The organism is Streptomyces sp. B6B3 (genome assembly GCF_039871525.1).
In the GTDB taxonomy this organism is placed as follows: domain Bacteria; phylum Actinomycetota; class Actinomycetes; order Streptomycetales; family Streptomycetaceae; genus Streptomyces.
In genome coordinates this window covers 75,700-88,940 of record NZ_JBDPLU010000018.1, presented here as the reverse complement: position 1 = coordinate 88,940, position 13,241 = coordinate 75,700, and the positions used below count along the sequence as shown (strand labels likewise).

Annotated in this window: 1 protein-coding gene (running past one end of the window); it reads left to right on the top strand. The window is 74.5% G+C overall.

Annotated elements, in window-relative coordinates:
• Positions 1-13,241: the final stretch of a non-ribosomal peptide synthase/polyketide synthase gene (locus ABGB06_RS29605; protein ID WP_347594989.1), read on the top strand. It extends 16,588 nt beyond the left edge of the window; the window shows 13,241 of its 29,829 coding nt (coding positions 16,589-29,829); the start codon falls outside the window, past its left edge; its stop codon occupies positions 13,239-13,241.

The following is a 13,241-nucleotide window of genomic DNA, read 5'->3' as shown; positions in this document are numbered from 1 at the left end:
AGATCGAGGCCGTGCTGACCGCGCACGAGGCGGTCCGCGAGGCCGTGGTCGTCGCCCGCGAGGACCGGCCGGGTGACCGCCGCCTGGTCGCCTATCTGGTCCCCGAGGGCACGGACGGCACCGAGGTCGACACCCGGGCGGTCCAGGACCACGTGGGCGCGTCGCTGCCGGACTACATGGTGCCGGCCGCCGTGCTGGTGTTGGACGCGCTGCCGTTGACCGTGAACGGGAAGGTGGACCGGGCCGCGCTGCCGGCTCCCGACCTCTCGGCGCAGGTCTCCGGACGCGAGCCCCGCACCGAGACCGAGGCGACCCTGTGCGCCCTGTTCGGCGAGGTGCTGGGCCTTGGGGGCACCTCCCAGGCCGGCAAGGCCTGGGGGAAGGTCGGCGCCGAGGACTCGTTCTTCGAGCTCGGCGGCGACTCCATCATGTCCATGCAGCTCGCCGCGCGGGCCCGTCGTGCCGGCCTGGTCATCACGCCCCGCCAGATCTTCGAGGAGAAGACCCCCGAGCGGCTGGCCCTGGTCGCCGAGTCCGCCGAGGGCACCGAGCGGGAGGCGGACGCGGGCGTCGGTGACGTGCCCCGGACGCCGGTGATGCGGGAGATGGGCCGGGAGGCGGTCGCCGCTGGCTTCGCGCAGTGGGTGATCGCCGGCGCCCCGGCCGGACTCGGCCTGGACGTGCTGGCCACCGGGCTCGGCGCGCTGCTGGACACCCACGCCATGCTCCGCACCCGCGTGGCCGGCACCGACGACGAGCCGACGCTCGCCGTTCCGGAGCCCGGCGCGGTGGCCGCGGCGGACCTGGTCATCCGCGTCGACGCCGGGGACGTTCCGGACGACGCGCTGGACGAGACCGCCGACGCGGCGGCCCGCCGCGAGGTCGAGCGCCTGGACCCCGGCGCGGGCGTCATGGTGCGGGCGGTCTGGGTGGACGCCGGACCCGACCGGGTCGGCCGGGTCGCCCTGGTGGCCCACCACCTCGTCATCGACGGCGTGTCCTGGCGCATCCTGCTCCCCGACCTCGCCGCCGCCTGCCAGGCCGCGGCCGTCGGCGAGCAGCCGGCGCTCGACCCCACGGGCACCTCGTTCAAGCGGTGGGCCGACACGCTGGCCGCGCAGGCCACGGCCCCCGAACGGATCGCGGAACTGGACGCGTGGACCGCGCTCCTGGGGCGGCACCGGCCGCCGCTGGGCAACCGAGCCCTGGACCCGGCCAGGGACACCGCGCGGACGGTCCGGGTCCGCTCCTGGACGGTGCCCGCCGCCGAGGCGGTGACCCTGACCGGCGCGACGCCGGCGGCGTTCCACTGCGGCGTGCACGAGGTGCTGCTGGCGACCCTCACCGGCGCCGTCGCGCACTGGCGCCCCGGCACCGCCGCCGACGGCGTGCTGGTCGACATCGAGGGCCACGGCCGGGAGCCGCTGGGCGACGGCGACGACCTGTCCCGCACGGTGGGCTGGTTCACCGGCGTCCACCCCGTGCGGCTCTCGGCGGCCGACGCCGGCCCCGAGCAGCTCGACGACCCGCTGAGCGGCGGCCCAGCCGCCGGGCGGCTGCTGAAGGCCGTCAAGGAACAGCTCCAGGCCATCCCCGGCGACGGGCTCGGCTACGGCCTGCTGCGCCACCTCAACCCCGACACCGCGGCCGTTCTGGAACAACTGCCGTCGGCGGAGATCGGGTTCAACTACCTCGGCCGGTTCACGGCCGGTCCCGCGGAGGCGGCGGTCACCCCCTGGGAGCTGGCCGGCCGGACCGCGGTCGGCGGCTCCGCCAACCCCGACGCGCCCGCCACCCACGTGCTGGAGGCCGGCGCCGTCGTCCAGGACACCCCCGACGGGCCGCAGCTGACCCTCACCCTCGGCTGGCCCGGCCAACTGCTGGACGAGGCGGACGCCGAAGGTCTGGGCCACGCCTGGCTCGCGGCGCTGACCGGCCTCGCCGCGCACACCGCGGACCCGGACGCCGGCGGCCACACCCCGTCCGACTTCCCCCTGGTCGACCTCACCCAGCAGTCCGTGGACCAGCTGGAGGCGGCGGTGCCCGGCCTGGTGGACGTCTGGCCGGTGTCCCCGCTCCAGGAGGGCATGCTCTTCCACGCCGCCTTCGACGACGAGAGCCCCGACGTCTACGAGAGCCAGCGGTCGGTCTCCCTGGACGGGCCGCTGGACGCCGCGCGGCTCCGGGCCTCCTGGGAGGCGCTGCTGGCCCGGCACCCCATCCTGCGGGCCAGCTATCACCAGCTCCCCTCCGGGCAGACCGTGCAGGCCGTCGCCGACACGGTGGACCTGCCGTGGCGCGAGGCCGACCTGGCCGAACTGCACGCGAGCGACGAGACAGCGGCGTTGGCCGAGACCGCGCGCCTGGCGCGGCAGGACACGGCGGGACGCTTCACCCTCACCGAGGCGCCGCTGCTGCGCCTGCTGCTGGTCCGGTACGGCCCGGACCGGCACCGCCTGGTCCTCACCAGCCACCACATCCTGATCGACGGCTGGTCCCTGCCCGTGCTGTTCGGCGACCTGTCGGCGATCTACGCCGCGGGCGGCGACGCCCGGGCCCTGCCGGCCGCCGCCACCTACCGGGACTACCTGGCCTGGCTGGGCCGGCAGGACAAGGCCGCGGCCCGCGCCGCCTGGCGCGCCGAACTGGCCGGCCTCGACGAGTCGACGCTGGTGGCCCCGACCGACCACGCCACGGACGCGGCCCGGCCGCGACCGCTGCGCTTCTCGTTCAGCGAGGACCTCACCCGGGCCCTCGTCGAACTGGGCCGGAGCCACGGCCTGACGGTCAACACACTGCTCCAGGGCGCCTGGGCGCTGCTGCTGGCCCGGCTGGCCGGCCGCAACGACGTCGTCTTCGGCAGCACGGTGGCCGGACGGCCCACCGACCTGCCGGGCGCCGAGGCGGCGATCGGCCTCTTCATCAACACCCTCCCGGTGCGGGCCCGCGTCGCCGGCGCGCAGCCCGTCCTGGAGATGCTCACCGACCTGCAGCAGCGCCAGGTCGCGCTGATGAACCACCAGCACCTGGGCCTGCCGGACCTCCAGCAACTCGCTGGCGCGGGCGCCACCTTCGACACGCTGGTGGTCTACGAGAACTACCCGCACAGCCCGGGCGCGGCGGACCCGACCGGGCTGGCCATCCGCCCGGTCGACGCGCCGCAGGACGCCACCCACTACCCGCTGTGCCTGGTCGTGAGCCCGGTCGGCGACCGGCTGGAGGGCGAACTCGCCTACCGGCCCGACGTGTTCGAGCCGGCCCAGGTCGAGACGGTGTGCGCCGCCCTGATCCACGTGCTGGAACAGCTGGTGGCCGACCCGTCGCTGCCGACGGGCCGGATCGACCTGCTGGACGACGTCGAGCGGACCCCGGTCGTCGCGGAGTGGAACGACACCGCCCGGCCGACCGCCACCGAGACGGTGCCCGAGCTGTTCCGCGCCCGCGCGGAGCGGTCCCCCGACGCGGTGGCCGTGATCGACGGCGACCGGAGCTGGACGTACGCCGAACTGCTGCGCGCCGCCGACCTGGTGACGTCAGGACTGGTCGCCCGCGGCGTGCGCCGCGGCGACCTGGTCGGCGTCGTCATGGAGCGCTCGGCCGAGCTGGTGGCCGTGCTGCTGGGCGTGCTCGGCGCCGGGGCCGGCTACCTGCCGGTGGACGCGAGCTGGCCCGCGGCGCGCCGGCAGCTGGTCCTGGAGGGCACCGCGCTGCTCGTCGCCGACCGGGAACTGACCGACCAGCCGGTGGAGGTGCTGTCGGCCCGGGCGATGCTCGCCGGCACCCCGGGCTCCCCGGACACCGCAGCCGTGCGGGTGTCGCTCGACGCCACCGACGCCGCGTACGTGATTTTCACCTCGGGATCCACCGGCCGCCCCAAGGGCGTCCTGGTCTCCCACGGCGACATCGTGGCCCTCGCCCGGGACAGCCGGTTCGCTCGCCGGCACGAGCGCGTGCTGGTGCACTCCCCGCAGACCTTCGACGCCTCGACGTACGAGTGGTGGACGCCGCTGCTGGCCGGCGGCACGGCCGTGGTCGCGCCCCAGGGCGCGCTCACCACCGAGCGGATCCGGGACCTGGTCGGCCGGCACGGCGTCACCGCGGTGTTCATGACGGCCGCGCTGTTCCACCTGTTCGCCCAGGACGACCCCGGCTGCCTCGCCGGGCTGCGCGAGGTGTGGACCGGCGGCGACGCCGTGAGCGCCGACGCCGTGCACCGGGTCCGCCAGGCCTGCCCCGGCCTGGTCGTGGTGGATGTCTACGGCCCCACCGAGGCCACCACCTACGCCACGGCCTACCGCATCGAACCCGACGCGGACGTGCCGGCGTCGGTGCCGATCGGGCGGCCGCTGGACAACATGCGCGCCTACGTCCTCGACGGTTTCCTCCGCCCCGTGCCCCCCGGCGTCACCGGCGAGTTGTACATCGCCGGCGCCGGCCTGGCCCGCGGCTACACCGACCGGCCAGGACTCACCTCGGAACGCTTCGTCGCCTGCCCGTTCGGCGACGCGCCCGGGGAGAGGATGTACCGCACCGGCGACGTGGTCAGTTGGACGGCGGAGGGCCAGCTGGCGTTCGTCGGCCGCGCCGACACCCAGGTCAAGGTGCGCGGTTTCCGCATCGAGCCGGGCGAGATCGAGGCCGTGCTGACCGAGCACCCGCTGGTCGGCCAGGCCGCGGTCGTGGCCCGCGAGGACCGGCCCGGCGACAAGCGCCTGGTCGCCTACGTCGTGCCCGACGGGCAGACGGACGCCCGGGACGTCGGGCCGGACGCGGTGCGCGACCACGTCGCCGAGACGCTGCCGGGCCACATGGTGCCCGCCGCCGTCGTGGTGCTGGACGCGATGCCGCTGACCCCGAACGGCAAGATCGACCGCAGGGCGCTGCCGGCACCGGACTTCGCCGCGCAGACGTCCGGGCGGGAGCCCCGCACCGAGACCGAGACCGCGCTGTGCACCCTCTTCGCCGAGGTGCTGGGGCTCGACCAGGTCGGGGCCGAGGACGGGTTCTTCGACCTCGGCGGCGACTCCCTGCTGGCGATGCGGCTGCTCGCCCGCGTCCGGGCGGTGCTGGGCACCGAGCTGAACATCAGGGAGCTCTTCACCGAGCCCACCGTGGCCGGACTGGCGCAGCGGATCGACGGCGCCCGGCAGGGGGACGGCGAGGACGCCACCGGCGACCCCGCCGCCACCCGGGCCGCGCTGCGGGCCGGGCCGCGACCCGAGTCGCTGCCGCTGTCCTTCGCCCAGCAGCGGATGTGGTTCCTCAACCTCCTGGACGAGGAAAGCACGGACGAGGAAAGCACGGACGAGGAGAGCCCGGAGGAGAACGGGAACGGGGACGGCCCGCGGGACGGCGAGCGGTCGGGACGTGGAGCGGCGGCGGCGTACAACCTGCCGCTGGCGCTGCGGCTGTCCGGCGAGCTGGACGAGGCGGCGCTGGAGGCCGCGCTGGGCGACCTCGCCGACCGGCACGAGACGCTGCGCACCGTCTACCCCGACAACCAGGGCGTCCTGGTCCAGCGGATCCTCCAGGGCGACGACGCCCACCCGGACCTGACGGTGGTCGAGGAAACGGAGCGGGGCCTGCCCGCCAAGCTCGCCGAGCTGGTCGGCCGCGGCTTCGACCTGCGCTCCGAACTGCCCTGGCGCGCCTGGCTGGTGCGGCTCGCGCCGACCGAGTCGGTGCTGCTGGTGGTCACCCACCACGTCGCCTCGGACGGCCTGTCCATGGGCGTACTCGCCCGCGACCTCAGGCTCGCGTACACGGCCCGCTGCCAGGGCCAGCCGCCGGAATGGGCGCCACTGAGCGTGCAGTACGCGGACTTCGCGCTGTGGCAGCGCGAGGTGCTCGGCGAACTCGACGACCCCGACAGCCTGATCAGCACCCAGCTCGCCTACTGGAAGAACGCCCTGGCCGGCATCGCGCCCGAAACGGCGCTGCCCACCGACCGCACCCGCCCCGCGGTGCCCTCGTTCCGCAGCGACAGCGTCTCCGTCGAGGTGGACGCCGCCACCCACGCCCGGCTGACGGACATCGCCGCGGCGGGCGGGGCCACGATGTTCATGCTGGTCCACGCGGCGCTCACCGCGTTGCTGTCCCGGATGGGCGCCGGGGACGACGTCCCCGTCGGCACCGCGATCGCCGGCCGCCCGGACGCGCAGCTGGAGGAGTTGGTCGGGCTCTTCGTCAACACGCTGGTGCTGCGCACCGACCTCGGCGGCAATCCGACCTTCGCCGAACTCCTCGCCCGGGTCCGCGAGGCCGACCTCGCCGCCTACGCCCACCAGGACATCCCGTTCGAACGCCTGGTGGAGGAGATCAATCCGGACCGCTCCCTGTCCCGCAACCCGCTCTTCCAGGTGATGTTCGCCCTGCAGAACATCCCTGAGGCGCGGTGGGAGCTGCCCGGTCTGGACGTGGCCGACCTGCCGCCGATCGACAAGCCGTCCGCCCGCTTCGACCTCTCGGTCGACCTGGGCGAACAGCGGGATCCCGACGGCAACCCGGCCGGGATCGACGGCTCGATCCTCTACGCCACGGACCTGTTCGACCACGACACCGTCGAGAAGCTGTCGGCCCGCCTGACCCGGATGCTGCGCCAGATCGCCGCCGACCCGGACGTCCGACTCGGCGACCTCGACGTGCTGGACGACGCCGAACGCGCGCGGGTGACGCGGGACTGGCACGGCCCGGCGCGGTCCTTCTCCCCCGGCACGCTGCCGGACCTGGTTCGCCGCCAGGCCGAGCGGATCCCGGCGGCGACGGCGGTCCGCTGCGGTGACGACGCGCTGTCCTACGGCGAGGTGGCGGAGCGGGCCAGCCGGCTCGCCCGGCACCTGGTCGGGCTGGGCGTGGGCGTCGAGTCCCGGGTGGGCCTGTGCCTGCCGCGCGGCGTGGACATGGTCGTCGGGATGCTCGCGGTCTGGCAGGCCGGCGGCGCGTTCGTCCCGCTCGACCCGGAGTACCCGGCCGACCGGCTCGCCTACGTCCTGGAGAACAGCGACACGGCCGTTCTGGTGGGCACCACCGCAACGCTGTCCCAGCTGACGGTGGACGGCACCCCCACGGTGGCCCTGGACGACGACCAGACCCGGGCCGCGATCGCCGCACATTCGCCCGCACCTCCCCCAGGCCCTGGCGGCCTGGGAGGTGCCCCCACGGTGGCGACCGACCAGGCGCAGCTTGCCTACGTCATCTACACCTCCGGATCCACCGGCCGCCCGAAGGGCGTCGCGGTCTCGCACCGGGGTCTGATGAACCTGGCCGAGGCCATGAAGCCGGTACTGGGCATGGACGAGGGCGTCACCGCCCTGCAGTTCGCCTCGTTCAGCTTCGACGCCTCGATCCTCGACGTCGCCACGACGCTGGCGGCCGGCGGCACCCTCGCCATCGCCACGCCGGACGAGCGCGCCGAACCGCAGGCGCTGGCGGGAATGATCCGTGACGCGGGCGTTTCGGTGGCCAGCGTGGTGCCGTCGCTGCTCGGGGTGTTGGACCCGGAGACGGTGCCGGGCGTGACGAACTGGGTGCTGGGCGCCGAGCGGTTGACCGCCGACCTGGCGTCCCGGTGGGCCGGCCAGTCGCGGGTGTGGAACACCTACGGCCCGACCGAGGCCACCGTCATCACCACCGCCACCCCGACCCCGCTCGACCCGAACCAGACCCAGGCCCCGCCAATCGGACAACCGCTGCCCAACACCCGGGTGTTCGTACTCGACGGCTTCCTGCGCCCGGTGCCTCCCGGGGTGAGCGGCGAGATCTACATCACCACCCCCGGCCTGGCCCGCGGCTACGTCAACCAACCGGGCCTGACCGCCGAACGGTTCGTCGCCAACCCCTTCGCCGCAGGCGAGAGGATGTACCGCTCCGGCGACCTCGCCCACTGGGACACCGACGGACAGCTCCACTTCGACGGCCGCGCCGACACCCAGGTCAAGATCCGCGGCCACCGCATCGAACTCGGCGAGATCGAAGCCGTCCTCACCACCCACGAGCATGTCCGCCAGGCCACCGTCATCGCCCGCGAAGACCGCCCCGGCGACAGGCGCCTGGTCGCCTACCTGGTGCCACACGGGGAGAGCCTCGACCAGGCACAGGTCCGCGACCACGTCGCCGACGCCCTGCCCGAGTACATGGTCCCCACGGCCCTCGTCGTGCTGGAGACCATGCCGCTGACCCCCAACGGCAAGATCGACCACAAGGCCCTGCCCACCCCCGACACCGCCGGACAGACCACCAGCCGCGAACCGGCCACCGAGACCGAAGCCACCCTCTGCACGCTCTTCGCCGAGGTGCTCGGCCTGGAACAGGTCGGCGCCGAGGACTCGTTCTTCGAACTCGGTGGCGACTCGCTGCTGGCGATGCGGCTGATCGCGCAGGTGCGGTCGGCGCTGGAGGCCGAGCTGAGCATCCGGGAGCTGTTCGCCGAGCCGACCGTCGCCGGACTGGCGCGGCGGATCGACGGCGCCGCCCAGCGCGACGCGGACGAGGACGGCTCCCGAACGGCGTTGCGGGCCGGGCCGCGTCCGGAGACGGTGCCGCTGTCCTTCGCCCAGCAGCGGATGTGGTTCCTCAACCGGCTGGACGAGGACGGTCCGCGGGACGACGCGGAGCGGGCCGGCTCGAACGCGGCCGCGGCGTACAACCTGCCGCTGGCGCTGCGGCTGTCCGGCACGTTGGACGAGGCGGCGTTGGAGGCCGCGCTCAACGACGTCGCCGACCGGCACGAGAGCCTGCGCACCGTCTATCCCGACGTCGACGGCATCGCCCACCAGCGGATCCTGGACGGCGCCGAGGGACGCCCGACGCTGGTCGTGGAGGAGACCAGCGAGGACCGGCTGCAGGCGACGCTGGCCGAGTACGTCGGTCGCGGCTTCGACCTGCGCACCGAACTCCCCTGGCGGGCCTGGCTGCTGCGGCTCGCGCCGACCGAGTCGGTGCTGCTGCTGGTGACCCACCACGTCGCCTCGGACGGCTGGTCGATGGGCGTGCTCGCCCGCGACCTCCGGCTCGCCTACACCGCCCGCTGCCAGAGTGGCGCCCCGGAGTGGCTGCCGCTGAGCGTGCAGTACGCGGACTTCGCGCTGTGGCAGCGCGAGGTACTCGGCGAACTCGACGACCCCGACAGCCTGATCAGCACCCAGCTCGCCTACTGGAAGAACGCCCTGGCCGGCGTCCCGCCGGAGACGGCGCTGCCCACCGACCGCACCCGCCCCGCGGTGCCCTCGTTCCAGGCCGGGGGCGTGCCGCTCCGGGTGGACGCGGCCGTCCACGCGGGACTCGCCGACGTGGCGGGGCAGCGCGGGGCCACGATGTTCATGGTGATCCACGCGGCGCTCACCGCGCTGCTGTCCCGGATGGGCTCCGGCGCCGACATCCCGATCGGCACCGCGATCGCCGGCCGGGGTGACGCGCAACTGGAGGAACTGGCCGGGCTCTTCGTCAACACGCTGGTGCTGCGCACCGATCTCAGCGGCAACCCGACCTTCGCCGAACTCCTCGCCCGGGTCCGCGAGGCCGACCTCGCCGCCTACGCCCACCAGGACATCCCGTTCGAACGTCTGGTGGACGAGATCAGCCCGGACCGCTCCCTGTCCCGCAACCCGCTCTTCCAGGTGATGCTGGGCCTGCAGAACGTCCCCGAGGCGCAGTGGGGACTTCCGGGCCTGGACGTCTCCGAGGTGGCCCCGGTGGAGCAGCCGCCCTCCCGGTTCGACCTGTCGGTGGGGCTGGCCGAGGAGCGGGACGCGGACGGCTCCCCCGCCGGCCTGGGCGGCGGCATCCGCTACGCGACCGACCTGTTCGACCACGACACCGTCGAGAAGCTGGCTGGCCGGCTGATCCGGGTGCTGCGCCAGATCGTCGCCGACCCGGACGTCCGGCTCTCCGACCTCGACGTGCTGGCTGACGGCGAACGGTCGTTGGTGGTCGAGGAGTGGAACGACACGGCCCGGCCGATCCCGGCGGTCACGCTGCCGGAGGCGATCAGCGCGCAGGCCGCGCGGATCCCGGCGGCGCTGGCGGTCCGGTGCGGTGACCAGGTCCTCAGCTACGGCGAGGTGGCGGAGCGGGCCAACCGGCTCGCCCGGCACCTGGTCGGGCTCGGCGTGGGTGTCGAGTCGCGGGTGGGCCTGTGCCTGCCGCGCGGCGTGGACACGATCGTCGGCATGCTGGCCGTCTGGCAGGCGGGCGGCGCGTTCATCCCGCTCGACCCGGACTACCCCGCCGACCGGCTCGCCTACGTCCTCGACAACAGCGGTACGGAGGTCGTCATCGGCGTCGCCGAGACGCTGACCCGCCTGGCGGTGGACGGACCCCGGACGGTCGTCCTGGACGACACCGGGACCCGGGCCGCTATCGACGCCGAACCGGCCACCTCGCCCGACGTGACGACGGATCCGGCGCAGCTGGCCTACGTCATCTACACCTCCGGATCCACCGGCCGCCCGAAGGGCGTGGCGGTCTCGCACCGGGGTCTGGTGAACCTGGCCGAGGCCATGAAGCCGGTACTGGGCATGGACGAGGGCGTCACCGCCCTGCAGTTCGCCTCCTTCAGCTTCGACGCCTCGATCCTCGACGTCGCCACCACCCTGGCGGCCGGCGGAACCCTCGCCATCGCCACGCCGGACGAACGGACCGAACCCGAGGCCCTCGCCCGGATGATCCGCGAGGCGGACGTCACCGTGGCCAGCGTGGTGCCGTCCCTGCTCGGGGTGTTGGACCCGGAGACCGTGCCGGGCGTGACCAACTGGGTGCTGGGCGCGGAGCGGCTCACGGCCGACCTGGCGTCCCGGTGGGCCGGCCAGTCGCGGGTGTGGAACACCTACGGCCCGACCGAGGCCACCGTCATCACCACCGCCACCCCGACCCCGCTCGACCCGAACCAGACCCAGGCCCCGCCAATCGGCCAACCGCTGCCCAACACCCGGGTCTACGTACTCGACGGCTTCCTCCGGCCGGTGCCTCCGGGCGTGAGCGGCGAGATCTACATCACCACCCCGGGGCTGGCCCGCGGCTACGTCAACCAGCCGGCGCTCAGCGCCGAACGGTTCGTCGCCTCCCCGTTCACGGCGGGCGAGCGGATGTACCGCTCCGGCGACCTCGCCCACTGGGACACCAACGGACAGCTCCACTTCGACGGCCGCGCCGACACCCAGGTCAAGATCCGCGGCCACCGCATCGAACTCGGCGAGATCGAAGCCGTCCTGACGACGCACGAGATAGTCCGCCAGGCCACGGTCATGGCGCGCGAGGTGCGGTCCGGCGACAGGAGGCTGGTCGCCTACGTCGTGCCCGACGGCACGGACGGTTCGGACGGCACGGACGGGGTGGACACCGGTGCGCTGCGGGAGTTCGCCTCCTCGCGGCTGCCGGACTACATGGTCCCCGCGGCCGTGGTCGTGCTGGACGCGATGCCGCTGACGCCCAACGGCAAGATCGACCACAACGCGCTGCCCGCACCGGACTTCGCCGGCCAGACCACCAGCCGGGAGCCGGCCACCGAGGCGGAGGCGGCGCTGTGCTCGCTGTTCGCGGAGATGCTCGACCTGGAACAGGTCGGCGCGGAGGACTCGTTCTTCGAGCTCGGCGGCGACTCCATCATGTCGATCCAGCTCGCCACCCGGGCGCGGCAGGCCGGGCTGGAGATCACGCCCCGGCAGATCTTCGAGGAGAAGACGCCCGAGCGCCTGGCGGCGGTCGCGGTCGTCGCCGAGGGCGGGATCCGCGCCGGCGGCGCGGGCGACGGGATCGGCGAGGTGCCCTGGACCCCGGCGATGCTGGACTCGCCGGAGCGGGCGACCGCCGTCGGCGCGGCGCGGTGGGTCGTCCTGGGCGCCCCGGCCGGCCTGGCGCACGACGCGCTGACCACGGCCGTCGGCGCGCTGGTCGACACCCACGACATCCTCCGCGCCCGGGTGACCGACGGCGAGGACGGGGAAGCCGGGCCGACGCTGGCCGTCGGCGAACGCGGTGCGGTGGAGCCAGCCGGCCTGGTCGTCCGGGTCGACGCGGCGGACCTGGCCGACGAGGAGGATCTGGAGCGGGCCGCGAACGAGGCGGCCGGGGAGGCCGCGGAGCGGCTGGACCCGCGGGCCGGCGACGTGCTGCGGGTGGTGTGGCTGGACGCCGGGCCCGACCGCGTCGGGCGGCTGGTCCTGGTGGCGCACCGCCTGGTGGTGGACGAGGAGTCCTGGCCGATCCTGGTGACGGACCTGTTCGCCGCGTACCAGGCGGCGGCCGCGGGCCGGGAGCCCGAGCTCGAACCGGTGCCGACGTCGTTCCGGCGGTGGGCGCAGGCGCTGACCGGCCAGGCCGGCGGCGCGCGGCGGGCGGAGGAGCTGGACGCGTGGACGGCGTTGCTGGGCGAGCCCGAGGCGCCGCTCGGCGAACGGGACCTGGATCCGACCCGGGACACCGCGCGGACGGTGGTGGAGGAGACCTGGACGGTGCCCGCCGAACAGGCGGCCACGCTGACCCGGCGGACTCCGCTGGTCTTCCACTGCGACGTGCGGGAGGTGCTGCTGGCCGGGCTGACCGCCGCGGTCGCGACCTGGCGCCCGGCCGCCGCCGACGGCCTGCTGGTGGATGTGCAGGGACGGCGCGGCGAGTCGGTGGACGCGACCGGGCTCGACCTGTCGCGCACGGTGGGCTGGTGCACCAGCACCCATCCGGTTCGACTGACCGTCGGGGAGCTGGACCTGGACGACGTCCTCGCGGGCGGTCCGGACGCGGGTCTGCTGGTGAAGGCGGTCAAGGAGCAGGCGAGGTCGGTGCCCGGCGACGGGTTCGGCCACGGCCTGCTGCGCCACCTCGACGCCGAGACCACCGCCGCCCTGGCCGACGCCCCCTCGGCGCAGATCGGCTTCAGCTACCTGGGCCGGCCCGAGGACGGCACCGACACCGACGTCGAGGCCCCGACCGAGCCGATCGCCCCCTGGGAGACGGCCGGACAGTCCGCCGCGAGCGGCCGGATCGACCCGGACACGCCGGCCGGCCACCCGGTGGAGGCGGACGTTCGGGTGCGGAACTCCCCGGACGGGCCCGAGCTCACGTTGACGTTGCGCTGGCCCGGCGAGCTGCTGACGGCCGCCGACGTCGAGGAGCTGGGTGAGTGCTGGTTGGAGGCCCTGGAGGGCCTGGCCGGCCACACCACCGACCCCACCGCCGGCGGACACACGCCGTCCGACTTCACCCTCCTCGACCTCGATCAGGACGAGGTCGACGAACTCGACAACTTTTAG